Here is a 26070-nt window from a genome sequence, read left to right as displayed (position 1 = left end):
CCGTGCCTAGCGGATGTTCGGGTCGAAGGTGAAGATCACCAGCGTGCCCAGCAGGATGGTGAACACCGTGGCCGTGTAGAGCAGGCCCTTCAGCCACAGGCGGGTGTTCGCGCGCTCCGCGTAGTCGTTGATGACCGTGCGCAGGCCGTTGGCGCCGTGCAGCATGGCCAGCCAGAGCATCAGCAGGTCCCAGACCTGCCAGAAGGGGCTCGCCCAGCGACCGGCCACGAAGGCGAAGCCGATCTTGGAGACGCCGCCGTCCAGCACCAGCTGGATCAGCAGGTGGCCGATGACGAGGACGACCAGCACGATGCCGGACAGGCGCATGAAGAGCCAGGCCGCCATCTCGAAGTTGCCACGGGTGGACCGGGGGGTCTTCTTGGTCCGCTTGCGGGGGGCCTCGATGACCGGCGCGGGGTTGTCGACGCCGTAGACCGGCGCGCCCTCGACCGGACCGATGCCGGAAGCGTTGATTTCAGTCGTGGACATGCGCGTCAGCTCCCGAACACTTCACGAGCGGCGTGGCCGAGGACGGGGTAGACGGCGCCCGCCATCAGGACGACCCAGAGACCCACGACGGTCCAGAGCAGCTGCTTCTGGTAGCGCGGGCCCTTCGACCAGAAGTCGACGGCGATGACGCGCAGGCCGTTGAGCGCGTGGAACAGGATGGCGGCGACGAGGCCGTACTCCAGCAGCGCGACGATCGGCGTCTTGTACGTGGCTACGACCTTGTCGTAGTCCTCGGGGGAGACACGCACGAGAGCGGTGTCCAGGACGTGTACGAACAGGAAGAAGAAGATGAGGACGCCGGTGACTCGATGAGCCACCCAGGACCACATTCCTTCCCGGCCGCGGTACAGCGTTCCAGCCGGCACGGAAGACCCTCCGGGAGCGGGGACTAGGGCCGCGCCGGCTTCGGTTGTCGGTCGGGCCCGGCCGGGTACGGTCCACCGGCCCCCAGCATCGTAGCGACGCGTACGCGCTGGGCTTAGCGGGGGCCTACCTGTGTGATCAAAGTGGCACGCGGATGGGTGAGTATTTCGTGACGTGTGGGGCGTTATGCCGCTATTTGCCGGGTGCGGACCGTTCGCGGACGCCGGTGGCCCGCGGTGGCGCTGCCTGCGGGGAAGGCTCCGCGCCCCGGAGAGCGCTGATCAGCCGGCCCCTCGCCAGCCTGCGGAGTTCCTCCGCCGCCAGCACCCGTTCGTCCTCGGGATCGTTCGCCAATCGTGACCGGATGCCCTCCAGGAAACGGTCGAGCGTCTCCTCCGGCGGCGTGTCGCCCATATAGATGACGAACGCGTGTCCGAACCGCGCCTCGTACGCCGTGCCGGCCGCGCTCAGCGCCATGTGGGCCGCCTCGTACATGTCCTCCGGGAGGTCGGGCAGCGTCTCGTCGGCCAGGGCCTCGGCCAGGTCGTCGGGGGTGAGGTCGTAGGCGGCCTCGTCGGAGGCGGCCAGCAGCGAGCCGAGGTCCGGGTAGGGACGGTGGGCGGTGACCCGGTCGGCCCAGCGGAGGCTCCGCAGGCACATGAGGAGCGTGCGGCGGGCCTCGGCGGCGGGGATCGAGTTGAAGCGCTCCAGCGGGGACGGCTCGGCGCGGGTCTGCTCGGGAAGGAGACGAGTCACGTTTCGGCAGGGGAAGGTGTGAGAGTTGTGCCGACACCGTATCGAGACTGGTCATCACCTGTCCGACGGATGCCCGAATTTCACCCGGAAGGGAGAGTTTCGGAACCTGTGGTGGACGAACGGCGCGCCCGGCGGCCGTAGGTTGGGTCCGTGAGTCGGCACAGGCGCTCCCACGCGAGGCGGTCGCGGCGAGCGGAACGGAAGGTGTGGTGGCACGCGCTGCTGATCGGCGTGGCCGTCGTGGTCCTCGGCGTGGGCGTGGGGGTGTGGGCCTCCGGGGGTGACGACGACGCCTCCCCGCCCGCCGCCGCTCCGACCAGCAGCGAGGGAGACGGGAGCGCGTCCCCGAGTCCGTCGCCGAGCCCGACCCGCAGCTACCCGCTGTCCGAGGCGCCACGCACCATCCCCGCCGTGCAGGAGCACACCCCCGCCCGCGGGCCCGGCTGGCGGCCGCAGAAGTCCTACCGGGTGGTGGCCGACGACGCCGAGCTGCGCGACGAGGCACGGCTGCTCGCCGGGGAGCTGGGACTGTCCTACGCCGGGGAGAGCCGGGACGTGCGCGCCGGGGACGTGCTGCTCGCGCTCAGCGGCGACGAGGGCGCGGACCCGGAGTCGTACAGCATGACCGTGCGCGACGGGCGGGTGACCATCAGCGGGCGCGACGACGCGGGCGTCTTCTACGGCACCCGGACGCTGAAGCAGGAGGTCCGCGGCGGCGGCACGGCTCCCGAGGGGGTCGTGCGCGACGAGCCCGCCAAGCCGGTGCGCGGACTGATGGTGGACACCGCCCGCAAGCACTTCACCGCCCGGTGGATCGAGGACCGGGTGCGGGAGCTGGGCGATCTGAAGTTCAACCAGCTCGGGCTGCACTTCTCCGACGACCAGGGCTTCCGCATCGAGTCGGACACCCACCCGGAGATCGTCTCCCGGCAGCATCTGACCAAGGCCGAGGTCCGCCGGATCGTCGCCCTCGCCGCCAGTCGGCACATCACCGTCGTGCCCGAGATCGACTCGCCCGGGCATCTCGGCGCGGTCATCGACGCCCACCCCGCGCTGCAGCTGCGCGACGCGGCGGGCGCGCCCACGCGCGGCGCGGTCGACATCTCCGACCCCGACGCCGCCGAGATCCTCGACGACCTGTACGGCGAATACGCGCAGCTGTTCCCCGGCGAGCCCTGGCACCTGGGCGGCGACGAGTACCAGGCGCTCACCAGGTCCGACCCCGAGGCGTCCTACCCGCAGCTCGCCACCGCCGCACGCGAGGCCCACGGCGCCGGCGCGGGCGTCGCCGACCTCGCCACCGGGTGGCTCAACGACCGCGCCGACACGGTACGGACCCTCGGCCGCGCCCCGCGCGCGTGGAACGACGGCTTCTACCGCGACACGTCCGTGAAGGCCGACACCGACCTCCAGGTCGCCTACTGGACCGGCAAGGAGATCGGCGCCCGGCCGCCCGCCGACTATCTGAGCGCCGGCCGCAAGGTGATCAACTACAACGACGAGTTCCTCTACTACGTCCTCGGCGAGCCGCAGACCTTCGTCTACCCCACCGGGGAGCGGATCTACGAGCAGTGGACCCCGCGCGTGCTGCGCGGCACCGAGGCCGTCCCGGCCCGCTACGACGCCCAGATCCTCGGCGGCTCACTCGCCGTCTGGTGCGACCTGGCGGACTCGCAGACGGAGGCCCAGGTCGCCTCCGGCATCCGGATGCCGCTGCGGGCCACCGCCCAGAAGCTCTGGGACGCCGACCGGCCGGCGCTGTCCTGGACGGAGTTCCGCGCCCTGGCGGACCGGGTCGCCTGAGGACGGCCCGCGCCCCCGCGCCGCGGGGCGGCCGGCGCCCGCCCCGGGGCGGATTGTCCGATCCGCCTGCGCGGCTTCCCGTGGCTGTGATGTATTCGGCCCGAGCCTGCACACGACAGTCGGGGGGCCGGACATGGGCTACTGGGGGTACTTCGTCGTGGGCCGCGGCCCACGGCCGCTGGGGGAGCTGCTGCCCGTCGAGGGGCTGCGGCCGCACGTCTCGGCACCGGACGACTGGCAGGTGTGGGAGTACCCGAGCGGCGAGGGCGACGTCGGCAGCATGAACGCGCTCGCCCGGGAGACCGAGGCACCGGCGCTGTTCGGGTACGTGATGGACAGCGACTGCGTGGTGATCGAGGCGGCGGCGCCGGAGAGCGGGGCGTGGTCGGCCTGTCTGGGGCGCGCGGCCATGGCCGGGTACCTCGGCCAGGACGGCCTGTCGGTGGAGGACTACTTCCTCGACCCCCGTGACGCCGCGGAGCGAGCGGCCGCCTGGGCCGCCGAGGCCGGGCACACCGCCGACCCCGACGTACTGCTCGACGTGTTCACCGCGGAGCCCGATCCCTTGGCCGAAAACCTCTTCTTCCGGCTGCTCGACCGGCTCGGTGTGGTGCCCCTGTGACACAACCGGGCCGTTACGCGCAGAAAGGGAAAGTGCGGGCTCCGTGACGGATGGCGCCCCGTTCAGGGAGGCGTGCATGAGTCTGGTGGAACTGATCGCGCAGGCCGACGAGCGCGGACTGGCCGCCAGTGGGCTGGCTTGTTTGGATCGGTGTGTGCCGCTGCTCGGCGGCGACGACGAGCTGCTGCGCCCGCTGTGGGCCAGCCTCGCCGACGGCGCCGATCCGACCGCGTGGGGCGGCCTGCTGGACGAGGCGCGCGGCAAGCTGGAGGCGTCCGGGAGCGATCCCGACGAGGCCGCCACGCTCGCCCGGCGGATGCTGGAGGCCGCGCCCGCCGAGCGCTCGACGGCCGAGGTACGGGTGTGGGCCGACGCCTGCTCCGTCGCCTCGCTCCAGATCCACCGGCTGCTGGACCCGGCCGAGAACGCCGCGGACTCGGTCGACGCGAGCCGCGCGGGCCGCACCGAGGGCGTGTCCCCGCTCGTCGAGGCCGAGCTGCGCCGCCAGGTCGCCGTTCTGGAGCTGCTCGCGGGGCACGGCACGGCCGGACTGCGGCGCGCCCTGGAGGTCTCCACGGAGGGCCGCCGGGTGCTGCGGGCGGTGGTGTCGCGGCGTACTCGGCAGCAGGAGGGCTGAATCCTCACGGGCGGCGGATCCTGTGACCGGGGCGGGGCGGTCCTGCGCGGGTTGTGGGAACGCGCCCGGGGAGAGTGATGAAACCGCCCCTGACCTCGCTCTTGCCTATGTGACGACGACGACACCTCAGGAGACCAGGCCCCAGGCCGCCGCGAAGCCCGCCCGCTGGGCCGCCGACGCCGTGGCGACGATGCGGGAGGGCGCGCGGCTGCGCCTGGACTACTCGGCGCAGAGTCTGTGGCGAGTCGACCGGATGATCGAGGACCTGCGGCGCGAGGAGCCGCCGTTCGCCGCCTTCGAGACCGTGCTGCGCGGGCTCGGTGCGTACACGGGCGAGGTGATCGTCCGGCAGACCGGCGCCGAGTGGTGGGCGACCGGCGGCGACCACTGGGTGCGCACGCCCGACGGCAAGCTGTGGGACCCGATAGACGAGGCCCGCCGCTGCTTCTCCGGCGTGGGCTCCCTGCGCCTGCTGTGCCGCGACGCGGCCAGCGGCAGCCGCGTCGACGGGCTCTGAGGGCCCTGGGGTCCTTCTGGCGGATCTCCGCGGCGTCGCGGTCGTGGACCGGCTCGGACCGGCCGGGGCACCGTACGGAGCCCCGGCCGGTCCGGTGTCCCGGCCGAACGCCGTCAGGTTGCGGTACGGCGGGACCCGGCGGCATCACCTGTCACGCAGGTGCCACTTGTAGAGCGCACCGGTCCGGCGGGGCGTCACCCCGCGCCTCACGGACGCGCGAGGACCCGAAAGGTTGCATGGGGGCGCCAAGCTTCTCGTGTGGGATGGCACACGCGCGCGACCCGTGATGTTCCTGGGGCCGCACCCGCTGGGTCGGACGGGGAACCGTCCGGAGTTCTCCGGAGGCGACGACGGAGGGGCGGGCTCATGGACACCTGGGACGGGCGTCTGCCACGGGCCGCCGGGATGCGGCCGTACGCCGTGCGGTTCACCGCCCGGCTGACGGCGCGCCACCGGATACCGCTGGACTGGTCCGTGGCCAGCCTGCGGGTGGTGGACCGGCTGATCGACGGCCTGCGCAAGGGCGGCGCCGACGCCGACGCCGTCCGCGACACACTCGCGGGACTCGGGGCGTACGTCGGTGAGGTCCTGGTGCGCCGGGCCGGCGGGGTGTGGGTCGACCTCGACGCCGACCAGCGCGCCTGGTTCGCCCAGCCGGTCGGGGTGCGGCTGCCCGACGGCCGGGTCTGGAACCCGCTCGGCAAGGTCCGCAACCGCTTCGAGACGGGCGACCCGGAGGAGTCCCTCCAGACCTTCTACCTGACCCTGCACGGCCGCGCCCGGCGGACGGCGGCGTAGACACGGGTGGGGGACTGTGACACTTCTGTGAGGCGCGGCGCTGTTGAGACGGGGGCGTCGGCACCGACGGAGTGTGCCGAACGGCGGGAACCCGCAGGCGAACCGGTACGAACGAGGACGGTTTTGGGCCAGGGAGGGGAACCCCGGCGCGCGCAGGCGTACGACGGGGAGCTGGGCGCGGCGGTCGCACGGGCACAGGACGGCGACGAGGCCGCCTTCGCGGTCGCGTACCGGCTGGTGCAGCCGGGACTGCTCGGATATCTGCGCGGACTCGTCGGCGACGACGCCGAGGACGTGGCGTCCGACGCCTGGCTGGAGATCGCCCGGGATCTCGGGCGGTTCAAGGGCGACGGGGCGGGCTTCCGCGGCTGGACGGCCACCATCGCCCGGCACCGGGCCCTGGACCACCTGCGCCGGCTGCGGGTGCGCCCGCGGGGCTCGGCGCTGGAGCAGGACATGCTGGAGCTCCCGGGGCCGCACAGCACCCACGAGCAGGCCCTGGAGTCGCTCTCCACGGAGCGGGCCCTGGAACTGGTCCGGTCGCTGCCGCGCGACCAGGCCGAGGCGGTGCTGCTGCGGGTCGTGGTGGGACTGGACGGCCCGGCGGCCGCCCGGGTCCTCGGCAAGCGCCCCGGCGCGGTGCGGACGGCCGCCCACCGGGGCCTGAAGCGCCTGGCGCGGCAGCTGGGTGTGACGGATGAGGCTTCCCGGACGCTGGGGGAGTCGAAATGAACGACGACGGCGACAGACCGTCGGACAGGCTGACAGGCCGGACAGGCCGAACGGAAACGGATGCGGACATGGGTGAGCGGCTGAACGAAGGGGCAGCACCCGACCACCGGCACAACCACGCCGGCGGTCGCCGCACCCCCGAGCCGCTGCCCGCCGACACGTTCCACGCCCCCGCCCTGGAGGCCTTCCTCGCCGACGCCCTGCGGCGGACCGTGCCGGACGCCGAGGCCGAGCAGCGGGCCGTGGCCGCGTTCCTCGAGGCGCGGGAGGCCGGGGAGCACCGGGCACGCACCCGGCGGCGCGACGACTGGCGGCCGCGCCACGCGCGTGCCGCGCGGCCGGTGCGCTCCACGTTCGCCGTACTGCTGGCCGGCCTGACCCTCGGCGGCGTCGCCTACGCGGCCGTCGGCGGCGACACCGGGCCCGACGACACGGCCAAGGGGCCGCAGTCCCCGTCCAGGAGCGCCTCCGACCAGCCGGGCGCCTCCGCCTCCACCGGCGGCCCGTCCCAGGGGCAGGGCCCCGACGGCCGCCCGACGACCGCCCAGGACACCGAGACGCACTGCCGGTCCTTCGAGCGGGTCAGCGAACGCGGCAACGCGCTGGACGCGACCGCCTGGCAGCGCCTGGTGCGGGCGGCCGGCGGCGAGGACCGCGTCCCCGCCTACTGCGCGGAGGTCCTGCGCGCCGCCGATGCCACGGCCTCCCCGGACTCCGGGCAGGGCAACCGGAACGGCGAGGACAACGGCCAGGGCGTCGACGGCAACAACGGCCAGGCCACCGGGCAGGACAGCGGCCAGGGCGGCGGCCCGGAAGGCGGCGGCCAGAACGGCGCCACCCGCACCGAGGAGCCGGCCGGCCAGAGCAACGACTCCGGCAACGGCACCGGGAACGGCGCCGAAGGCGTGCCCGAGGGCGGCACCGAGGGCGGCACCCAAAGCGTGCCCGAGGGCGGCACCGAGGGCGGCACCGACAAGAACCCGTGACCGTGACCCGCTGAGGCCACGAGGCCGCGAGGCCGGTGACGGCAGCGGGCATCGCGCGGTACGGACCACACACAGGAACGCCCCGGCGCATCGCGTCCGGGGCGTTCCTGTGCCTGCCCGCGGGGCGGGCGGTGCGAAGCCGAAGGCAACGGCCGGGGCCGCCACCCCCCACAGGAGAGGCCCCGGCCGTCGCGCGGACGGGCCGCGCGGCGGCCCGTACTTCCTTCAGCGCCGCGGCCGCGATTTGTGTCACACCCCGCACTCGTCCACCGCGTCACGAGTTAGTTGCATCTTGTACGTGTCTTCTACATGCATGGACGGGGAGCGGTTTCAGGCCGTAACGTGCCTTTCGCGTCGGACTGCCTGGGCTGTGTTTCCCCAGGGCCCGGCGCACGACCGGATCGGTGCGCAAAAGGGGCGCGGTGCTGGGGGACGACGCGGAGCTGACCGCCGCGGTGCTTGCGGCACAGGACGGGGACGAGACCGCGTTCCGGACTGTGTACCGCACGGTGCACCCGCGGCTGCTCGGATACGTCCGGACGCTCGTCGGCGAGCCCGACGCCGAGGACGTGGCCTCCGAGACCTGGCTCCAGATAGCCCGCGACCTCGACAGGTTCGACGGCGACGCCGACCGCTTCCGCGGCTGGGCCGCGCGGATAGCCCGCAACCGTGCCCTGGACCACATACGCATGCGCGGCCGACGCCCCGCCATCGGCGGCGACGAGACCGAACTGACCGGCAAACCCGCCGAGTCCGACACGGCGGGAGAGGCCATCGAGGCGCTGGCCACCGGCCGCACGCTCTCCCTGATCGCCCGTCTCCCGCAGGACCAGGCCGAGGCCGTCGTCCTGCGCGTGGTCGTCGGTCTCGACGCCAAGTCCGCCGCGGAGACCCTCGGCAAGCGGGCCGGAGCCGTCCGCACGGCCGCGCACCGCGGACTGAAACGACTGGCCGAACTCCTCGGCGAGGATCCGGAATCGACGGGGGCGCTCGACGCCATGCCCGCGCAGCGAGAACCGCACGGCCGGAGGGTGACGTCCGCGAGTGTGACGCATACGCGTCCGCGGACGCAGAGGGACATGTGATGGCCGACGAGCAGTACGGGTGGCTGGACCGCGAAACGGCGGAGCGATTGCTGCGCGGAGAGCCACTGGACGCTGTCGACGCCGATGCGCGTGCCCAGGCCGAGCGACTGGCCGACGCCCTGGGCGCACTGTCCTCGGAACCCGCCCCGAGCAGTATCGAACTCCCCGGCGAGGCCGCCGCGTTGGCCGCCTTCCGCAGTGCGCGCGCCGGCCGTCCGGCCGTCCTCGCCGAGCACGCCGACGCCTCCTCCGCTCCGGGCCGCGCGGGCGGCGAGGGCACTCCCGACGCCGGGCTGTTCCGGCTCGGCGCCCCTCGGCGCGCGCCCGGCGGCCACCGCTGGGTCCGCCCGCTGCGCTACGTCCTGGCCGCCTCGCTCGCCGTCGGCATGGTCGGCGGGGTGGCCTTAGCGGCCGGAACCGGAGTGCTGCCCACGCCCTTCGACGACGCCGAACCCGGCCCCGCCTCCTCGGTCTCCACGACCGCGACCCCGCGGCTGCCGACGGTCACCCCGTCGCCGGACGCCTTTGGCGGCACGGCGCGGCCCGAGACGTCCGCCGAGCCCGGCGGCGCGGGCCGGGACGTCGCCGGGGGCGGCGGCCGTACGCCCGGAGGCCGCAGCGGCCTCGCTCCGGACGCCCGCGAGGGCAACGGCCGCGGTCTGCGGGACGCCGCCTCCGCCTGCCGGGCGGTGCGCGACGGGCGGCACCTCGCGGCCGAACGCAGGCGGGCCCTGGAGGGCGTCGCCGGCGGCTCCGGACGGGTGTGGTCCTACTGCAAGGGCCTCCTCGCCGAACTCGACGGTCCCGCGCACCGGGGTGGCAGCCAGGAGGGCGACGCCCAGGGCGGAGCCGGGAGCGGCGAGGCGGGGCGGGGGACCGAGAAGGGCCGGAGTGGCGACGGCGACGGTGATGTCGACGGCGACTCCGACGAGGGCAACGGTGGCGATCGCCACCGGGGCGGGCATGAGCGGGGCCGTGGGGGCGGTGACCGTGGTGACGGTGACCGGGGGCGTGGTCATGGCGACGACCGTGGCCGTGGCGACGGCGACCATGGCCGTGGCGACGGCGACCATGGCGACCGGGGTCGCGGCGCCGGTGGCCGTGAGGCGCAGGGCTAGGTTCAGCGCCGTCGGTGGGTGCGGGTCTGCGGTGGGCTGGTCGCGCAGTTCCCCGCGCCCCTTTTGGGCGGGTGCTCTCTTGCGGCGTCAGGACGGCACTGTCTGGCCCGCGACCCTTCTGACCTGGGGTTTTGTTGGGAGACGGAGAATTCTCGGCTCAGGTGTGACGTTTTCGCGGGCTCAGGCGCAGTAGTAGGTGAGCCGACTGGTCATCGGCCTCGCACTGAGCCGGGGTTCCCCCCGTACCCCAGGGCTCGTGCAATCGGCGCGGGTGGGACACGTTCCCCCGGTCCCACCCGCGCCCCACACGTCCTCACCAGTGCACAACCACCTTGTCGCCGCCGCGCACCTGCGCGAAGAGATCCGCGATCGCCGCCTCGTCCCGCACGTTCACACAGCCGTGCGAGGCCCCCGCGTAGCCCCGGGCCGCGAAGTCGGCCGAGTAGTGCACCGCCTGGCCGCCGCTGAAGAACATGGCGTACGGCATCGGCGAGTCGTAGAGCGTGGACACATGGTGCCGGGACTTCCAGTAGACCCTGAACGTGCCTTCCCGGGTGGGGGTGTACTGCGAGCCGAACCGGACGGGGACCGTGCGCAGGGTCCGCCCGTCGATCATCCAGCGCAGGGTGCGGCTCTCCTTGCTGATGCACAGCACCCGGCCGGTCATACAGCGTGCGTCGGGCGCGTCGGCGGGCTGGCCGCCCATCAGATACAGCTCCCACCGCCCGGGTTCACGGGTCATGCCGAGCAGCCGCTGCCAGGTGACGGTGTCGGTCCGCCCCGTGCGCGGCAGTCCGCGCTTGCCCTGGAAGCCCTTCACGGCCTCCTCGGTGCGCTCGTCGTAGGTGCCCGTGGGACCGTCGAAGAGCCAGGCGACCTGGCGCAGCCGGGCCTGGAGTTCGCGGACGTCCCGCCCGTCGTCGCCGCGCGACCAGAGCACCTTCGGAGGGCTCGGCTTCGCCTTCGTCGGCCCGGCGCCGGGCTTGCCGTCCGCGGCGCCCTGCCCGGACGGCGCGGCGGGCTGCGTCCGGGTGACCTCCACCCGTACCGGTGACCGGTTCCCGTCCTGGCCCGCGGCCCCCGCGGTGCACCCGCTCAGCACCGCCAGCGCGGCCGCCGCGGCGACCGCTCTCCCTGCTCCAGGACCGCGCATGTCCTACCCCCGTCGTTCCGCCGTTCGGCACTCGTGTCCCATGAGATGTCTCCCCCCGCGTGACTGGTTGCGAACGAGGCCGCATCGTTGTGAGGTAGGGGCTGTCGTTCGGATCAGGTCGGCCGTGAAAGGAAGAGCACCAGTCGGCCGGCTCCCAGACCCCGCGGCGTCGGCATGATCCGAACGACAGCCCCTAGGTCCAACGAAGCGACGCGGAGGCACACCATGGCACGCGAGTCGGAGTCCGGGCTGCCCATCGAGCCGGTGTACGGGCCGCAGGCGCTGGAGGGCTGGGACCCGGCCGGGAAGCTGGGCGAGCCGGGCGCGTACCCGTTCACGCGGGGCGTGTACCCGTCGATGTACACCGGCCGCCCCTGGACGATGCGTCAGTACGCGGGGTTCGGCACGGCCACCGAGTCCAACGCCCGCTACCAGCAGCTGATCGCCAACGGCACGACGGGCCTGTCGGTGGCCTTCGACCTGCCGACCCAGATGGGCCACGACTCCGACGCGCCGATCGCGCACGGCGAGGTCGGCAAGGTGGGCGTGGCGATCGACTCCGTGGACGACATGCGGGTGCTGTTCGACGGGATCCCGCTGGACAAGGTCTCCACCTCGATGACCATCAACGCCCCGGCCGCGCTGCTCCTGCTGCTGTACCAACTGGTGGCGGAGGAACAGGGGGTGGGCGCGGACCGGCTCACCGGCACGATCCAGAACGACGTGCTGAAGGAGTACATCGCCCGCGGGACGTACATCTTCCCGCCCAAGCCCTCGCTGCGGCTGATCGCCGACATCTTCAAGTACTGCCGGGCCGAGATCCCGAAGTGGAACACCATCTCGATCTCCGGCTACCACATGGCCGAGGCGGGTGCCTCGCCCGCGCAGGAGATCGCCTTCACCCTCGCCGACGGCATCGAGTACGTCCGCACCGCCGTCGCCGCCGGCATGGACGTCGACGACTTCGCGCCCCGGCTGTCCTTCTTCTTCGTCGCCCGTACGACGATCCTGGAGGAGGTCGCCAAGTTCCGTGCCGCGCGCCGGATCTGGGCCCGGGTGATGAGGGACGAGTTCGGCGCGCAGGACCCCAGGTCGATGATGCTGCGCTTCCACACCCAGACCGCGGGGGTGCAGCTGACCGCGCAGCAGCCGGAGGTGAACCTGGTCCGGGTCGCGGTCCAGGGCCTGGCGGCGGTGCTGGGCGGCACGCAGTCGCTGCACACCAACTCCTTCGACGAGGCCATCGCCCTGCCCACCGACAAGTCCGCCCGCCTGGCGCTGCGCACCCAGCAGGTCCTGGCCTACGAGACCGACGTCACCACCACCGTCGACCCCTTCGCCGGGTCCTACGTCGTCGAGCGGATGACCGACGAGGTCGAGACGGCCGCGCTGGAGCTGATGCGGAAGGTGGCGGACCTGGGCGGCGCGGTCGCCGCCATCGAGCACGGCTTCCAGAAGGGCGAGATCGAGCGCAACGCCTACCGGATCGCGCAGGAGACGGACTCCGGCGAGCGGGTCGTGGTCGGCGTCAACCGGTTCCGGCTCGACGAGGAGGAGCCCTACGAGCCGCTGCGCGTCGACCCGGCCATCGAGGCCCGGCAGGCCAAGCGCCTCGCCGCCCTGCGCGCCGGGCGTGACCAGGCCGCCGTGGACGCCGCGCTCCAGGCCCTCCAGAAGGCCGCCGAGGGCGAGGACAACGTCCTCTACCCGATGAAGGACGCCCTCAAGGCCCGGGCCACCGTCGGCGAGGTCTGCAACGCCCTGCGCGAGGTGTGGGGCACGTACGTGCCCTCGGACACCTTCTGACCGGCGGGCGGACGACCGGCAGGCGGACAGGCCGGGGGAGTGTCGGACCCGCGTGCGACACTCCCTCTCATGTTCGGCGTCATCGATCTCCCCACCTATCTGGCAGGCCTCGTCCTGATCGTCCTGCTGCCCGGCCCCAACTCCCTCTACGTGCTCTCCGTCGCGGCCCGCAAGGGCGTGCGCACCGGCTATGCGGCCGCGGCCGGTGTCTTCACCGGTGACGCGGTCCTGATGACGCTGGCGGCGCTCGGCGCGGCCTCCGTGCTCAGCACCACCCCGCTGCTGTTCATGGTCGTGAAGTACGCCGGTGCCGCGTATCTGGCCTGGATGGCGTACGGCATGCTGCGCTCGGCGTGGGCCATGTGGAAGGCGCGCGGCGAGCGGCCCCTGGTGGAGGCCGCCGTAGCGTCCGTGGAGGCGTCCGAGGAGCACCCCTACCGGCGGGCGCTGGTGGTCTCGCTGCTCAACCCGAAGGCGATCCTGTTCCTGATCTCGTTCTTCGTGCAGTTCGTCGACCCGCACTACGCCTACCCGGCGCTCTCCTTCGTCGTCCTGGGCGCGCTGCTCCAGACGGCGAGCTTCCTCTATCTGTCGCTGCTGATATTCGGCGGCACCCGGCTGGCCGACACCTTCCGCCGCCGCAGGCGGCTCGCGGCCGGGGCCACGTCAGCGGCCGGCGCGCTGTTCCTGGGCTTTGCGGTGAAGCTGTCGCTCGCCGGCGCGTAGCGCCCGGGTCACCACGGGCGGCAGCAGGTCGGCCGCGATCCGCCGGGTGCGGCTGCGGCGCCGGGCGGGCTGCCCCGCGGGCCGCCCGTGCGGCGGACGGGAGCGGGTGGGCGGGGCCTCCGCCGGTACGACGGTGAGCGGGGCACGGTCGGCGTACCGGGAGAGCGGGAAGTCCGGGGCGCGCATGGCCTTGTCGGACTTCAGCCTGATCAGCCGGTGGCCCGCCGCCTCCTGGACGCCGAGCCGGCAGTCCTCGCGCGAGCGCGCCATCACCAGCAGTTCCTCCTGCACGGCCTCGGGGTCGCCCCAGGTGCCGTAGAGCTTCTGTGTGCTCAGGCAGATCGGGCGCAGGCCCCGGTTGAGCACGGCCTCCCAGGCGGCGACCGAGACGCCCGGGGTGTGCTCGGAGCGGAAGTCGTCCAGCACGACCACGCCGTCCGGCAGCAGGACCTCGCGGGCGGCGCCGATGTCGGCGTACACGTGCTCGTACAGATGCGAGGCGTCGACGTGCACGAACCGGCAGGAGCGGGGGCGCACCTCGGCGGGCACCAGGGAGCTGGGGCCGTGCAGCACGCGCGGGAGCTCCCGGTGGAAGGCGCGGTAGTTGTCCTCGAACGCCCGCCGGGTGAGGCTGCCGTACGACTTGGCCGACTCGGCGCGGTTGGCGGTGTCCGGGGCCTCGCCGCCGAACAGGTCGCAGACCGTGTACCGCTCGCCCTCGCGGCGGTGCCGGCCGAGGAAGATCGCGCTCTTGCCCATGTAGACCCCGACCTCCAGCAGGTCACCGGACATACCGGCGGCCTCCTGGCGGTCCAGGAACCAGTCGAACAGGACCTGGTCGAGGACGGGGAACCAGCCGGGGACGTCGTCGAGCCTCGTCGGCCGGGCGGTGGTGGTGTGTGCGGCGGTCATGGGATCGGGCACTCCTTGCACGGGGACGAGGTCTTCGCTCCCGGCGCCTTCCCCGGGGGAGCGAGCCAAACGCCGGCGCGGCTGAACGACGCGTGAACCCGCCCCGACCCACCCCAGTCTCACCCCACCCCCCACCCCCCGCACCACAAGCCGTCCACCCGGGTCACTCCCCTGAAGGGGCGCGGGTAACTGCGCGCCCGACCATGCCCCCGCACTTCGAAGCGCCGCGAGGTCCACCCCCCCCTGAAGGGGCGCGGGGAACTGCGCGACCAGCCACGACGCACGAGCCACCCGCCCACGCGCACACACGGCACTTCGAAGCGCCGCGAGGTCCACCCCCCTCAAGGCGCGCGGGGAACTGCGCGACCAGCCACGACGCGCGAGCCATCCGCCCACGCACACACGGCACTTCGAAGCGCCGCGAGCTTCACCCCCCTCAAGGGGCGCGGGGAACTGCGCGACCAGCCACGACGGACAGTCACCCCGCCACGAACACCCGCCCGCCCCACGAGACCCGGCCCACCCCACCCCCGCGGAGCCTCACCGCCCAGCCACCCCCACCCGCCGCGCATAATCCACAAGCCCGTCCGCACTTTCCCCCGCCCAGCCGACGTACCCGTCGGGACGGACGAGGAAGACGCCGGGGCCATAGGCGGAGTCGACCCCGGTCCGCACGACCGGAACATCGAGCGACGGCAGCACGGCGCCCGCGTCCGCGCCGACGACGACCAGCGTCCACCCCGGCCCCCGAAACGCGTCGAAAAGCCGGCCCCCGCCCAAGTCACCGCCCGAGTCACCGCCCGAGTCACCGACCAGGTGACCGTCCGGCGCCCGGTAACCCACACGGACCGTGCCCCCCGCCCCCCGCCGCACGTCCTCGCTGAGCGCCGAGTCCGGATAGCCGAGCCCGAGCTGACTGGTGGCGGCGCCACGCCGGGTCTCGCCGCGGTGGACCCGGGTGGAGAGGTCGAGCATGCCGGCCGCGACCGGTCGGCGTTCGGACTCGTACGTGTCGAGCAGCCCGGCCGGCGCCCCCTCGCGCAGCACCGCGCCCAGCTTCCAGCCCAGGTTGTACGCGTCCTGGACGCTGGTGTTGAGGCCCTGTCCGCCGGCCGGTGAGTGGATGTGCGCGGCGTCGCCCGCCAGGAAGACCCGGCCGACCCGGAACCGGTCGGCGAGCGCCGCCCGCGGCCGGAAGTCGGAAGCCCAGCGCACCTCGGTCACGTCCTCGGGCGTGAGATGCGAGCGGGACGCGACGAGCTTGCGGACGCCCTCCGGCGTGAGGTCGGCGGTGGCGTCCTCGGGCAGCTGGGCGATGAGCTGGAAGTCCTCCGTGCCCGGCAGCGGGCAGATCGCCAGGAAGCCGCCGTTCCCGCCGGGCGGGAAGACATGCCAGAAGTCCCGCCCGAGCCCGTTGATCCGCACGTCGGCCACCAGCATCGGCTGCGGGTCGACGGTCTCCCCGGTCATCCCGACGCCGAGCGCCCGGCGCAGCACCGAGCGGCCCCCGTCGGCGCCGACGGCGTACCGCGCCCGCACCGGCTCGCCGGAGGCGAAGCGCACGGTCACGCCGTCCTCGTCCTGGTCGAGACCGGCCGCCTCGCGCCCGAACACGACCCGGCCGCCCAGCTCCGTCAGCCGGTCGAACAGGATCTCCTGGGTGCGCCACTGCGGCACCATCCAGGGTCCCGCACCGGCCGCGCCGCCCTCGCCGTCCTCCGCCGGATCGATCATCCGGTGCTCGCCGACCTGCCGGCCGTCCTGCCAGATCATCCCGACCGGGTAGTCCTGACCGGCCGCGCGGATCGCCTCCAGCACCCCGAGGTCGTCGAGGACCTCCATCGTCCGGGGCTGGATGCCCTTGCCGCGCGAGCCCGGGAACAGCCCGTCGGCCTTCTCCACCACGAGCGCGTCCACCCCGCGCCGGGCGAGGTCGATGCCGAGGGCCAGCCCGGTCGGGCCGGCACCCACGATCAGAACATCAGTTCGTACAGTCATGATCTTCCCCCTTAACGCTGTTAAGTACCCGTGGTCACGAGGATGCACTTAACAGCGTTAAGGAGTCAAGGGCGGGACCGGCGGACCCGATAGGTTGTCGATCGTGAGTACGGAACGCCGGGCACCGCTGGACCGCGTGCGCGTCGCGGACACCGCCCTGAAGCTGCTGAACGAGGTCGGCCTGGAAGGGCTGACCCTGCGCGCCATCGCCAGGGAACTGGACGTCAAGGCGCCCGCCCTGTACTGGCACTTCAAGGACAAGCAGGCACTGCTGGACGAGATGGCCACCGAGATGCTGCGCCGGATGGCGGCCGACTTCGTCGCGGACCCCGACACCCCGGACTGGCGCGAGACGTTCTTCCGCCTGATGAGCGGCCTGCGTGAGCATCTGCTGCGCTACCGCGACGGCGCCAAGGTCTATGCCGGCACGCACTTCACCGACATGTCCTACGCCGAGCCGATGGAGGCCAATCTGCGCATGCTGAACCGGGCGGGCTTCGGGCCGCAGGCGGCCGCGCGCGCCTGGTTCACGGCGTACAGCTACACCATCGGGTATGTCATCGAGGAGCAGGCGATGGGCCCCGACCCGGTCACCGGCGCCGGGGGCTACGACCTCCGGGCCCGCTCCGAACGGCTGGCCGGACAGCCGCTGGCCGCCGAGGCGGGCCGGGAGATGTTCCAGGAACGCGACGCGGGCTTCGCGGCCGGACTGCGCGCGGTCATCGCGGGCGTCGAGGCGACACTGCTGCCGGACGCCGGGGCCCGAGACGTGGGGGACAGGAGGCCCGGGGCCTGAGACCCGCGGCGGAAATACCGGGCAGGCCCGGGCTCAGCGCACCCTGTCCGGCACCTCCCGCGACAACGCGTCCCGCAGCAACGGCGTCGCCCGCCGCTCCACGAACCGGTTGAACAGCCAGGCCAGGAACAGCATGCAGGCCAGGGTTGCGGCCAGCGTGGCGTAGGACGGCAGCCCCAGGTGCCGGTGGAAGTACTCCACGGCGACCCAGCCCAGATGCTCGTGCACCAGGTAGAACGGGTACGTCAGCGCGCCCGCGACCGTCAGCCGGCGCCAGTCGGCCCGGCGCAGCCAGCCCAGCGCCACCGCGAGCACCGCGACGAAGCCGAAGGTGACGATCGCGATGATCACGTAGGCGGAGCGGTAGGAGAAGTGGCCCGGCCCCGGCGGGTGCCACAGCTCGGCGACCGCGTAGTGCTGCCCGGTCAGCCAGCTGATCGCCACGATGCCCCAGGCGGTGACGTCCCGGCGGTCGCGGTACAGCAGGTAGATGCCGATGCCGCCGATGAAGAAGGGCGCGTACTCCGGCATCAGGACCAGGTCCAGCAGCGGCTGGTCCGCCGCGTCGGCGATCGCGGCGGCCATCGTCCACACCACGCAGAACAGCACCACCCGGCGCCGGCTCGCCCCCGGCAGCACGACGCACAGGGCGAACAGCGCGTAGAAGCGGACCTCCACCCACAGCGTCCAGCACACACCGAGCACCCGGTCGGCGCCCAGCGGCTGCTGCAGCAGCGTCAGATTCAGCAGGGCGTCACTGGGGGAGACCGCCTCGTACGCCACCACCGGCAGCGCGAAGACCGCCGTGACCAGGACGACGGCCACCCAGTACGAGGGCATCAGCCGGGAGACACGGGAGGCGAAGAACGAGCGCAACGGGCGGCCCCAGCCGCTCATGCAGATCACGAAACCGCTGATGACGAAGAAGATCTGGACACCGAGGCAGCCGTAGGCGAACCACGAGTGCAGCGTCGGGAACTGCGTCTTCGCCGAGGAGCCCCACGCCTCGCTGATCTCGCCGCCGCGGCCGCCGTAGTGATAAAGGGCGACCATCAGCGCGGCGAGCAGCCGCAGTCCGTCGAGGGCGCGCAGCCGTCCGCCGGAATTCCCGGCCCGTGCCGGTGCGTTGCCGAGGGCTTTCCCGGGTGCGGTCGTGACGGGCTGGGGCGCCGGAGTGCCGACGACCGTTTCGGTCATGGAGCCAATCCTCGTCAGTCTCCGGAAGTGTCAACGGGCCAACCCTAGATGTCATTCCACGGAATTCCGTTCGAGGGAAGCACGATTTGCCTGACGGTCCTGATCGGTTCACCTCCACGTCGCATTGGTTTCTTACTGTTCTCCGACCTTCACGCATGCTTTGGCAACTTCTTTGCCTTCTACGCCTCATCCCAGAGCAGGAGCACCATGACGAGGGTTCGCAGCCGATGGTCACGTCCCCGGTCCGGGGACCCGGCATCCGCGCCCACGGACGCCGGCCCGCCGACCGCACAGGTCACCCCGGCCGAGCTGGACGACTGCCTGCGCGCGTGCGCCGCGCACAGCGGCAAGCTCGTCGGCAGTCTCGACCCCCGCCGCACCGCCCTGGCCGAACAGCTGCGCAAGCTGCTCGCCCTGTGGGCCGCCCAGGAGCAGTCCGAACCGGCCCCGGCCGGTGCGGGCGGCCTGTTGCGCCGCGGCACCCGGACCATGAGCCCCGCCATCGGCAACGACCTGCTGGACGCCCTGCTGGCCGTCGGCAACAAGGCGCTCGACTGCGGTTACGACGACGAGCTGAACCTCACCCTGCTCATCAGCGACACCGTCCTGACCCTGCGCAAGAACTCCCGGGCCGGCTGGCGGCTGCGCGGCCGGCTGCTGGAGGCGGCGGGCCGCCCGGAGGCCGCCGTCGAGGCCTTCGACCGCTATCTGGCGCTCACCGACGACGACGGCTTCGGGGTCCGCGCGAAGACCGCCGGCCTGCGCGTCGCCCAGGACCGGCGCCGCGAGATGCTCGCCCTGCTGCGCACGACCGTCCCGGCCGCGGCCGGGTTCGGCGACGGGCCCGCCACCGGCACCTGGGCCGACGGCCTCGCCGCGCACGCCGAGGGCGACTGGGACACCGCACGGGCCCGTCTGGTGGGAGCGCTCCTCGCCATGGACCGCGCCGAGGCGCCCGAGCAGGACTTCCAGGAGGCCCTCGGCCACTACCTGGACCTCGCCACCGGCGCCCAGGTCCGCCCCGACGCCCAGCACATAGAACTCATAGCCCTGTTCGCCGAGCAGCGCCGCAACCGCATGCGCGGTCCCGTGCCCGACCCGACCTACGGCGGCGTCAACTGGCTGACCCTCGGTGAGTTCCGCAACCGGATCGCCGGGAAGTCCATCGCCCTGATCGCCAACTCCGGCAAGGTGGGCACCTCTTCGCTGGGCGCCGAGATCGACGCCTACGACCTGGTCGTGCGCTTCAACTCGTACAAGATCGACGCCGCGCACACCGGCAGACGCACCGACATCCACGTCACCATCCACAAGCACGGCTTCAACTGGGACAAGAAGGTCGACACCCGCCTGGTCTTCGGCGGGATCTCCGGCGACTGGAAGTACTCCCTGCGCACCCGGCTGGTGCCCGGCGCCCAGACCTACCTCGGCGACGAGACGCTGCGCTGGCCCCTGCGCAACATCGGCAAGCTCGGGGCCGACGTCTGGCCCTCGATCCCGACCAGCGGCTTCAACATGCTGTGGCTGCTCGACTTCCTCGACGTCAGCCCCACCCTGGACCTCATCGGCTTCGACTTCTACGAGTCCGGTGCCTACCGCATCGACGCCGCCATGAAGATGCCCATCACGTCCGTGCACGAATACACCAGCGAGAAGGCGTGGGTCATGGAACGGGCCCAGAGCGTCTCCGGCATGAGGATCTCCCTGCGATGACCGCGACCCACATATCCGCCGCGCCGAGCTCCGCGGCCCCGGCCACCGACGCCCGCGCGCTCACCGGCAAGCGCCGCATCGCCTTCGCCAGCTTCGTCGACGAGAACTACCTGCCGGGCTTCCTCGTCCTGCTGCGCTCCCTCGCCCTGTCCAACCCGGGCGTGTGCGAGGACTTCGTCGTCCTGCACGACGACCTCAAGCCCTCCTCGATCGCGAAGATCCGCGCCCTGCACCCGCGGGTCGACTTCCGTCGCGTCGACGCCGACCACTACGACACCTACGCCAAGGGCGACCAGGACAACTACCTGGTCCGCAAGGCGTACTTCATCCTCGACGTCTTCAAGATCCGCGACTACGACACCGTGATCACCCTGGACACCGACATGGTCGTCCTCGGCTCGCTCGCGGAACTGCTCTCCCTGCGCGAGGGCCTGGCCGCCGTACCGCAGTTCTTCTACGGCCAGCACAAGCTCAACAGCGGCCTGCTGGTCATCCAGAAGGAGTACCTCAGCGACGCCTTCTACGCGAAGATCGACAAGGTCGGCCGCGAGGGCTCCTACGAGCTCGACAAGCACGACCAGGGCATCCTCAACGCCGTCCTGGATGGCGACTTCGTGCGCCTGGACCCCAGGTACAACTTCGTCAAGCGGCGGCTGTCCGGCGACCTCCCGGTCCCCGACGACACCGCGATCCTGCACTTCACCGGCCGCCACAAGCCCTGGCAGGGCGGCGAGGCCGGCTACACCCAGGCCCAGGAGCGGTGGGCCGAGTTCGACCTGGGCGACGCGGCCCTCCAGTCCGCCTTCCTCTCCCGCGGCGGCACCCTCCACCGCGACCTGGTGGTCCACTTCGGCACCCCGCACGTGGAGCGCACCGGCGACGTCGACACCGCCCGCAAGGTCGCCCTCGCGCACATCGGCTCCGGCGACTACCAGTCGGCCGTCGACATCATGGAGCGCGTCCACATCCCCGTGGACGAGGCCTGGCCGCACGAGGTCTACGGGCACGCCCTGATGAGCGTCTCCCGCTACGACGAGGCCCGCGCCCAGCTGCTGCTGGCCACCTCCGCGCCCAACCGCGCCGCCACCGCCTTCGCCCGCCTCGCCCAGATCTCCTGGGTGCACGGCGAGGACACCGCCGCCCACAAGTACGCCCTCCAGGGCATCACGGTCGACCCCACGCACCGCGCCGCCCGCATCTGGCACCAGCGGTCCGTCGGCGTCCCCGTCCAGCAGCAGGGCAGCCCCGGACAGCAGCTCGCCCACGTCGCCTTCTACATGGACCGGCAGGGCAACGCGGGCGACAAACTGCTCCCCGAGAGTGTCCGGCTCGCCTTCGACGAGGACTTCAGCGCCCGCCGCTGGCACTCGGTGCACGCCCACCGCCTGTTCGACGAGACCGCCCTGGAGCGGGTCAACGCCCGTCGCGGCATGGTCATCGGCGGCGGCGGCCTGTTCATCCCGGACACCATGCCCAACGGCAACAGCGCCTGGCAGTGGAACGTCCCGGACGAGCTCCTGGAGCGCGTCGACGTGCCCATCGCGGTGTACGCGGTCGGCTTCAACGCGTTCGACGGGCAGTCCTACCGCGCCCAGCGCTTCCGTGAGTCGCTGCGCCTGCTGGTGGAGAAGTCCTCCTTCTTCGGCCTGCGCAACCACGGTTCCATCGCCAAGGTCCGCGCGATGATCCCGGAGCACCTGCACGACAAGGTCCGCTTCCAGCCCTGTCCGACGACCGTCACCCGCCAGCTGGTGGCGGACTGGCAGGACCCGGCCACGCGCGACGACACCATCCTGATCAACGGCGCCTACGACCGCGCGGGTCTGCGCTTCGGCCACGACTACGGCTACTTCCTGGCCCAGATGGCCCGCGCCGTGAAGGACCTCGGCTCGCTCGCCGAGGTGCGGATCGTGGCGCACTCCCTCGACGACGAGAAGCTCGCCTTCGACCTGCGCCGCGAGCACGGGCTGTCGCTGCCGGTCGTCCCGATGTACGACTTCGAGAACGACGACATCCGCGCCCTGTACGCCCGCACCAAGCTGGTCATCGGCATGCGCGGCCACGCGGGCATGATCCCGTTCGGCTGCGGCACACCGATCATCAGCCTGATCTCGCACCCGAAGATGGCGTACTTCCTCGCCGACATCGAGCGCCCCGAGTGGGGCGTGTCGGTCCACGACCGCGACCTGGCCGCCCGGCTGTTGGAGCGGGCGAGGGACCTGCTCGCCGACCACGCGAGGACCGTGGCGGACGTGCACGGGCGCCAGCAGGAACTCTGGAAGATCACCGAGGCGAACGCGGCCGACCTCCGCGTGATCCTGGGCGGTTGACACATGGGTGAGCCCCCGCACGGCCGTGCGGGGGCTCACCCATGTGTCAGGAGTTGCGGGACCGGACGCTCACGCGTGGGGCGTGAACAGAAGGTTGCGCGTCGCGCGCGGGCGGGGGGCGTACGACGGGACCAGTTCGCCGTCGGCCTCGGCCACCCAGTGGGCGTCGTAGCCCAGCGGCTCGAACTCGGCGAGCAACGGGTCCAGCGGGGCGCCCGCCAGGGCCTCCAGCATCACCGTCGGGCGGTCCCGCTTGAGCACCTGGCGCGCGCCCTTGAGGACCGACATCTCGTGGCCCTCCACATCGATCTTGATCAGATCGAGCTTGGTGCCGGCGAAGACGTCGTCCAGGGCCAGCAGCTGGATCCGCTTCAACTGGGCGTCGTCCGCCCCGTGTTCCAGGGACGAGCCGGTCGAGAGCAGGTTCCCCGCGAAACGGACGCTGATCTCGGCCCAGCCGGCCTCGGCGGACACACCCGCCTGGAAGCGTTTGACGTTCTGGACGTTGTTCATCCGCAGGTTCACCGCGAGCCGCGCGTGGATCTCGTCCACCGGCTCGAAGGCGTGCACCTTCGCCTTGGGACTGGCCAGCGCGGCGATCATCGAGAAGTAGCCGACGTGCGCGCCGACGTCGGCTATCGTCGCGCTCTTCGCGGCCAGCCGTGACCAGGTGGACAGGCTGCCGGGCTCATAGCCGAACCGCCCGTTCCACACGGTGTCCAGGGCGACCGCCTCGTCGTTGACGCAGAACATGACGAACGGCGGACAGTACGGGGAGTCGATCTCCACGAGGCCCCGGTAAGGGAACTTCTTGCGGTGCGTGCGGATGATGTCGCCCGTGGCAACCGGCCGGACAGATGGTGCGTGAGCCAGCGTCCGGGCATTGGACTCTTCGAGCTGGGAAGTACGCATCCCGCGATGGTAGAGCCGCGAGCCCGGCATGTCGCAGCTTTGCGGAAAGCTAATCCGCCTCGTGGGTCAGCGGTCACTTGGCCGTACTGCCATTGTTTCTGCCGCAAGCCGGAGTTTCCTTTGATGTTCCCTTCCGTTAATCTTCGCTTCCGTTCCGGGCCGGGGCGGCGTTCCGGTGGCCCTCGGGACCCGGACGCCGCCCCGCGACGCGCTCATCGGTTCACAACCGCCTCAGCGGCGTACGGCCTTCCTCAGCGCCTTCGCCCGCCGCACCATCCGCCGGGCCGTGGAGTTGCGCGGCAGGAAGGACAGCCGCTCCGGGATACCGCCCGGCAGCCCCAGGGTGGTCAGCCGGCGGCGCTTGAAGTAGCGCTGGGTGCGCGGGCCGAGGCGGTTGGAGAGGAACCGCTCCGCCGCCGGGCGCAGACGCGGCAGGATCTGCGGCTGCATGGTGAAGCCGACCGCCTCGAGCAGCCCGGTCAGCTGGTCCCTGGGCAGCGTCTCCCCGCCCTCCGCCTCGAGGTCCGCGAGCAGCGCGTCCGCCAGGGTCACCGGGACCCGGTTGCTGTTCTGGTACGGCGTGAGCCGGTCCAGCAGCGGCTCGGTGCCGATACGGGCGACCGGGAGGCCGTAGAACGCGGACGCGGTGAACAGGGCGGTGGAGAAGCAGCCGACGACCAGCGCGGGCCGGGCCTTCTCGAAGAGCACCTCCGCGAGCACGGGCGTGTCGACGACCGTGAGCGTGACGCCGAGCTTCTCGGCCTCGGTCTCCAGGGCGCGGCTGTAGGAGGCGGGCGCGGTCGGGTGGGGCTTGAACACGACGGCCTTGTGTCCGCGCCGGACCGCCCCGCGCATCATCCGCACGTGCAGGTCCTCCTCCTCCTTCGCGGAGAGGATGTTCAGCGCGGACAGGTACTGGCCGAGCAGCAGCGCCGCGTCGTCCGGCAGGACGGGCAGCTCGCCGGAGGCTCCCGCCAGGCAGCCCATCACCTTCAGGAAGGCGGGCGTGGGCAGCACCTGCGCGGGCACGCCGAACTCGGTCAGCAGCAGCGGGGTCAGCCCGGGCACCAGGTCCAGGTGCAGCAGGCGCCGTACGCGGGTGCCGACCAGCGGGTCGATCTTGTTGCGGGTGGGGCCGTAGCTCATCAGTCCGTCGGCGTAGACGTCGACGGGTGCCCCGGTGAAGATCTGGGCGAGGTTGAGCGCGGGGTTGACCTGGATGGACTCCACGACCAGCTCGACCCGGTCGTCGCCGAGGCCCCACAACAGCCGCAGATACCGCTCGAACAGCGGCAGGTCGTCGGCGCGCGGCGCCCAGGCGCCGGGGTGGAAGGGGTGGATCGCCTCGTTGAAGGAGAGCACGTCGTCGAAGTGGTCGCGCAGATGCTCGAAGCCCGGCATCTCGTCCACCGCGGGCGTGGTCTCCGGGCACGCGGCGTTGTTGAACACCAGCAGTACCCGGCGGTCCGCCTCCGTGAAGCAGTCCGAGTCGATCGCGGCCACCAGGGTCGCGGCGCCGTACAGCGTGGAGACGCAGAAGATCTGGGTGGTACGGGACATCAGGCAGCCGCCTTCGCAGTGGAGGCCCGGCGCCGCAGCCGCCGCAGCTTGGTGGAGCGTTTGAGATCCATGGTGTCGAGCACGTCACCGAGGGCGTCCTGCGGCATGCGCTGTATGGCGGCCGCGCTGCGCGCGCGCAGCTCCTTGGCGACGGCCGGCTCGAACTTCTCGATCTCCGAGAGATGGTGGGCGATGATCGCGCAGTAGGTGCGCACGGCCTTGGGCAGCAGCCGGTCGGCGTCCCGGTCGGCCGCGGTCTCCTCGACGACCTGGTCGAAGGCGCGGATGAAGTCGAGCTGGCGGACGTCACCGATCTGGGTGAGAGAGTTGGCGACTCCGCGCCGGTAGAACACGCCGTACAGGTCGAGCACGGCGAAGGACTCGGCCTCGCGGTGCAGCTTCCAGATCCACGGCCGGTCCTCGGCGGTGCGCAGCCCGTCCGTGAAGTGCACCAGGCCCCGGTCGACGAGCCGGCGGTGGTAGCAGCCGGCCCAGGCGTAGGCGTAGTCCACGGAGGTCGAGCGGTCGGCGGGCAGGATGGCCGCGCGCGGGTCCAGCACCTCGCCGCGCAGGCCGACCGGGACCCGGTGCACGGTCCGGGCGCGGGCGGTGGCCTGGACGTGGTCGACGCGCACGAAGTCGCAGCCCAGCCGCTCGTGGGCGTCGACCAGGTCCGACAGGTAGCCGCGGGCCAGCCAGTCGTCGCCGTCAAGGAACGTCACGTACTCGCCGGTCGCCAGGTCCAGGCCGGTGTTGCGGGCGGTGGCGAGACCGCCGTTCACCTCGTGGCGGACGTGGCGCACGTGGGCGACCTCGGAGAGTTCCTCGGCCGCCCGTTCGAGAATCGCCGGGGTCTCGTCCTGGGAATGATCGTCCACCAATACGAATTCGAAGTCGCTTCGAGCGTTCATACGAAGACTTCGGAGCGTGTCCGGCGCGTATTGCTGGACGTTGTAGAACGGCACAATCACGGAAAGCTTTGGCACCCGCGAAAGCCTAGAAGGTAGGCCCGGTGGGTGACTAGCCGACGGGCGTACAGG

24 protein-coding genes are annotated in these 26070 nt (G+C 72.2%); 14 read left to right on the top strand and 10 right to left on the bottom strand.

The features are described from left to right. Nucleotides 1-6: 6 nt before the first annotated feature. The 3 genes from ACZ6SQ_RS16110 to ACZ6SQ_RS16100 form a co-directional block, all read right to left on the bottom strand. Nucleotides 7-489, bottom strand: a complete 483-nt coding sequence (locus tag ACZ6SQ_RS16110) for a succinate dehydrogenase hydrophobic membrane anchor subunit (RefSeq protein WP_389319975.1) — start codon at nucleotides 487-489, stop codon at nucleotides 7-9. Nucleotides 490-494: 5 nt separating this feature from the next. Beyond that, complete coding sequence (gene sdhC / locus ACZ6SQ_RS16105) at nucleotides 495-875, bottom strand: succinate dehydrogenase, cytochrome b556 subunit (RefSeq protein ID WP_469561825.1); 381 nt, start codon at nucleotides 873-875, stop codon at nucleotides 495-497. A gap of 190 nt (nucleotides 876-1065) precedes the next feature. After that, a complete protein-coding gene (locus tag ACZ6SQ_RS16100) occupies nucleotides 1066-1629 on the bottom strand; it encodes a 2-oxo-4-hydroxy-4-carboxy-5-ureidoimidazoline decarboxylase (protein WP_469561823.1) in 564 nt (187 codons plus the stop codon). Between the two features lie 204 nt (nucleotides 1630-1833). Between ACZ6SQ_RS16100 and ACZ6SQ_RS16095 the strand changes: the two genes are divergently transcribed. From ACZ6SQ_RS16095 to ACZ6SQ_RS16055, 9 genes are all read left to right on the top strand, one after another. Next, entirely contained in the window at nucleotides 1834-3432 is a 1599-nt protein-coding gene (locus ACZ6SQ_RS16095; protein ID WP_469561820.1) for a beta-N-acetylhexosaminidase, read from the top strand. Nucleotides 3433-3565: 133 nt separating this feature from the next. Further along, nucleotides 3566-4054, top strand: coding sequence for a hypothetical protein (locus ACZ6SQ_RS16090; protein ID WP_469561817.1), 489 nt, complete (start codon nucleotides 3566-3568; stop codon nucleotides 4052-4054). A 76-nt stretch (nucleotides 4055-4130) separates the two neighbouring features. Continuing rightward, a complete protein-coding gene (locus ACZ6SQ_RS16085) occupies nucleotides 4131-4691 on the top strand; it encodes a hypothetical protein (protein ID WP_469561815.1) in 561 nt (186 codons plus the stop codon). Nucleotides 4692-4800: 109 nt separating this feature from the next. Next, nucleotides 4801-5208, top strand: a complete 408-nt coding sequence (locus ACZ6SQ_RS16080; RefSeq protein WP_469561813.1) for a hypothetical protein — start codon at nucleotides 4801-4803, stop codon at nucleotides 5206-5208. A gap of 366 nt (nucleotides 5209-5574) precedes the next feature. Then, nucleotides 5575-6006, top strand: coding sequence for a hypothetical protein (locus tag ACZ6SQ_RS16075; protein WP_469561811.1), 432 nt, complete (start codon nucleotides 5575-5577; stop codon nucleotides 6004-6006). Between the two features lie 123 nt (nucleotides 6007-6129). Further along, nucleotides 6130-6738, top strand: coding sequence for an RNA polymerase sigma factor (locus tag ACZ6SQ_RS16070; RefSeq protein WP_386377467.1), 609 nt, complete (start codon nucleotides 6130-6132; stop codon nucleotides 6736-6738). Nucleotides 6739-6806: 68 nt separating this feature from the next. Continuing rightward, nucleotides 6807-7724 carry a hypothetical protein gene (locus ACZ6SQ_RS16065; protein WP_469561809.1) on the top strand — a complete coding sequence of 306 codons (918 nt, stop codon included), beginning with the start codon at nucleotides 6807-6809 and terminating at the stop codon, nucleotides 7722-7724. A 422-nt stretch (nucleotides 7725-8146) separates the two neighbouring features. After that, the gene (locus ACZ6SQ_RS16060) at nucleotides 8147-8809 is read left to right on the top strand and encodes an RNA polymerase sigma factor (RefSeq protein WP_469561806.1); all 663 of its coding nucleotides are present in this window, start codon (nucleotides 8147-8149) and stop codon (nucleotides 8807-8809) included. Then, entirely contained in the window at nucleotides 8809-9927 is a 1119-nt protein-coding gene (locus ACZ6SQ_RS16055) for a hypothetical protein (protein ID WP_469561803.1), read from the top strand. Before ACZ6SQ_RS16060 ends, ACZ6SQ_RS16055 begins: the two co-directional genes overlap by 1 nt. Before the next feature lie 313 nt (nucleotides 9928-10240). On the opposite strand, the gene ACZ6SQ_RS16050 is transcribed toward ACZ6SQ_RS16055, so the two are convergent. Next, nucleotides 10241-11080: a L,D-transpeptidase family protein gene (locus ACZ6SQ_RS16050; RefSeq protein ID WP_469561800.1), complete on the bottom strand. Its 840-nt coding sequence runs from the start codon at nucleotides 11078-11080 to the stop codon at nucleotides 10241-10243. A 225-nt stretch (nucleotides 11081-11305) separates the two neighbouring features. On the opposite strand from ACZ6SQ_RS16050, the gene ACZ6SQ_RS16045 reads away from it, so the two are divergent. Together ACZ6SQ_RS16045 and leuE are read left to right on the top strand one after the other, a co-directional pair. Next, complete coding sequence (locus tag ACZ6SQ_RS16045) at nucleotides 11306-12886, top strand: acyl-CoA mutase large subunit family protein (RefSeq protein ID WP_469561798.1); 1581 nt, start codon at nucleotides 11306-11308, stop codon at nucleotides 12884-12886. A gap of 69 nt (nucleotides 12887-12955) precedes the next feature. Beyond that, nucleotides 12956-13612 (top strand): leucine efflux protein LeuE, encoded by a 657-nt coding sequence (leuE, locus tag ACZ6SQ_RS16040; RefSeq protein WP_469561796.1) that lies wholly within the window; start codon nucleotides 12956-12958, stop codon nucleotides 13610-13612. Here the strand turns inward: leuE and ACZ6SQ_RS16035 are convergent. After that, nucleotides 13553-14524: a class I SAM-dependent methyltransferase gene (locus ACZ6SQ_RS16035; protein ID WP_469561794.1), complete on the bottom strand. Its 972-nt coding sequence runs from the start codon at nucleotides 14522-14524 to the stop codon at nucleotides 13553-13555. The genes leuE and ACZ6SQ_RS16035 overlap by 60 nt on opposite strands. Before the next feature lie 540 nt (nucleotides 14525-15064). Then, nucleotides 15065-16522 (bottom strand): FAD-dependent monooxygenase, encoded by a 1458-nt coding sequence (locus ACZ6SQ_RS16030; RefSeq protein WP_469561792.1) that lies wholly within the window; start codon nucleotides 16520-16522, stop codon nucleotides 15065-15067. Between the two features lie 103 nt (nucleotides 16523-16625). On the opposite strand from ACZ6SQ_RS16030, the gene ACZ6SQ_RS16025 reads away from it, so the two are divergent. Then, a complete protein-coding gene (locus ACZ6SQ_RS16025) occupies nucleotides 16626-17318 on the top strand; it encodes a TetR/AcrR family transcriptional regulator C-terminal domain-containing protein (protein WP_469561788.1) in 693 nt (230 codons plus the stop codon). Nucleotides 17319-17351: 33 nt separating this feature from the next. Here ACZ6SQ_RS16025 and ACZ6SQ_RS16020 read toward each other — a convergent pair whose 3' ends face one another. Beyond that, a complete protein-coding gene (locus ACZ6SQ_RS16020) occupies nucleotides 17352-18515 on the bottom strand; it encodes an acyltransferase family protein (protein WP_469561785.1) in 1164 nt (387 codons plus the stop codon). 207 nt (nucleotides 18516-18722) lie between these two features. Between ACZ6SQ_RS16020 and ACZ6SQ_RS16015 the strand changes: the two genes are divergently transcribed. Both ACZ6SQ_RS16015 and ACZ6SQ_RS16010 read left to right on the top strand, forming a co-directional pair. Continuing rightward, entirely contained in the window at nucleotides 18723-20228 is a 1506-nt protein-coding gene (locus ACZ6SQ_RS16015) for a glycosyltransferase family 29 protein (RefSeq protein ID WP_469561782.1), read from the top strand. Continuing rightward, nucleotides 20225-22558 carry a glycosyltransferase gene (locus tag ACZ6SQ_RS16010; protein WP_469561779.1) on the top strand — a complete coding sequence of 778 codons (2334 nt, stop codon included), beginning with the start codon at nucleotides 20225-20227 and terminating at the stop codon, nucleotides 22556-22558. Before ACZ6SQ_RS16015 ends, ACZ6SQ_RS16010 begins: the two co-directional genes overlap by 4 nt. 69 nt (nucleotides 22559-22627) lie before the next feature. Here ACZ6SQ_RS16010 and ACZ6SQ_RS16005 read toward each other — a convergent pair whose 3' ends face one another. The 3 genes from ACZ6SQ_RS16005 to ACZ6SQ_RS15995 form a co-directional block, all read right to left on the bottom strand. Further along, nucleotides 22628-23470 carry an FkbM family methyltransferase gene (locus ACZ6SQ_RS16005; RefSeq protein ID WP_469561778.1) on the bottom strand — a complete coding sequence of 281 codons (843 nt, stop codon included), beginning with the start codon at nucleotides 23468-23470 and terminating at the stop codon, nucleotides 22628-22630. A 231-nt stretch (nucleotides 23471-23701) separates the two neighbouring features. After that, nucleotides 23702-25030, bottom strand: a complete 1329-nt coding sequence (locus ACZ6SQ_RS16000; RefSeq protein WP_469561775.1) for an alpha-2,8-polysialyltransferase family protein — start codon at nucleotides 25028-25030, stop codon at nucleotides 23702-23704. Next, nucleotides 25030-26016: a glycosyltransferase family 2 protein gene (locus ACZ6SQ_RS15995; RefSeq protein WP_469561772.1), complete on the bottom strand. Its 987-nt coding sequence runs from the start codon at nucleotides 26014-26016 to the stop codon at nucleotides 25030-25032. Before ACZ6SQ_RS15995 ends, ACZ6SQ_RS16000 begins: the two co-directional genes overlap by 1 nt. Nucleotides 26017-26070: the final 54 nt, after the last annotated feature.

It is taken from the genome of Streptomyces sp. NPDC048600 (genome assembly GCF_055587025.1).
Note: the sequence above shows the minus strand (reverse complement) of the source record. Positions and strands in the feature narration are given on the sequence as shown.

Coding starts and splice junctions, on each gene's coding strand:
- ACZ6SQ_RS16020 (WP_469561785.1), bottom strand. CDS start 18,515: ATGACCGAAACGGTCGTCGGCACTCCGGCGCCCCAGCCCGTCACGACC.
- ACZ6SQ_RS16015 (WP_469561782.1), top strand. CDS start 18,723: ATGACGAGGGTTCGCAGCCGATGGTCACGTCCCCGGTCCGGGGACCCG.
- ACZ6SQ_RS16010 (WP_469561779.1), top strand. CDS start 20,225: ATGACCGCGACCCACATATCCGCCGCGCCGAGCTCCGCGGCCCCGGCC.
- ACZ6SQ_RS16000 (WP_469561775.1), bottom strand. CDS start 25,030: ATGTCCCGTACCACCCAGATCTTCTGCGTCTCCACGCTGTACGGCGCC.
- ACZ6SQ_RS16030 (WP_469561792.1), bottom strand. CDS start 16,522: ATGACTGTACGAACTGATGTTCTGATCGTGGGTGCCGGCCCGACCGGG.
- ACZ6SQ_RS16005 (WP_469561778.1), bottom strand. CDS start 23,470: ATGCGTACTTCCCAGCTCGAAGAGTCCAATGCCCGGACGCTGGCTCAC.
- ACZ6SQ_RS16055 (WP_469561803.1), top strand. CDS start 8,809: ATGGCCGACGAGCAGTACGGGTGGCTGGACCGCGAAACGGCGGAGCGA.
- ACZ6SQ_RS16050 (WP_469561800.1), bottom strand. CDS start 11,080: ATGCGCGGTCCTGGAGCAGGGAGAGCGGTCGCCGCGGCGGCCGCGCTG.
- ACZ6SQ_RS16110 (WP_389319975.1), bottom strand. CDS start 489: ATGTCCACGACTGAAATCAACGCTTCCGGCATCGGTCCGGTCGAGGGC.
- ACZ6SQ_RS16075 (WP_469561811.1), top strand. CDS start 5,575: ATGGACACCTGGGACGGGCGTCTGCCACGGGCCGCCGGGATGCGGCCG.
- ACZ6SQ_RS16035 (WP_469561794.1), bottom strand. CDS start 14,524: ATGACCGCCGCACACACCACCACCGCCCGGCCGACGAGGCTCGACGAC.
- leuE (WP_469561796.1), top strand. CDS start 12,956: ATGTTCGGCGTCATCGATCTCCCCACCTATCTGGCAGGCCTCGTCCTG.
- ACZ6SQ_RS16090 (WP_469561817.1), top strand. CDS start 3,566: ATGGGCTACTGGGGGTACTTCGTCGTGGGCCGCGGCCCACGGCCGCTG.
- ACZ6SQ_RS16045 (WP_469561798.1), top strand. CDS start 11,306: ATGGCACGCGAGTCGGAGTCCGGGCTGCCCATCGAGCCGGTGTACGGG.
- ACZ6SQ_RS16065 (WP_469561809.1), top strand. CDS start 6,807: ATGGGTGAGCGGCTGAACGAAGGGGCAGCACCCGACCACCGGCACAAC.
- ACZ6SQ_RS16085 (WP_469561815.1), top strand. CDS start 4,131: ATGAGTCTGGTGGAACTGATCGCGCAGGCCGACGAGCGCGGACTGGCC.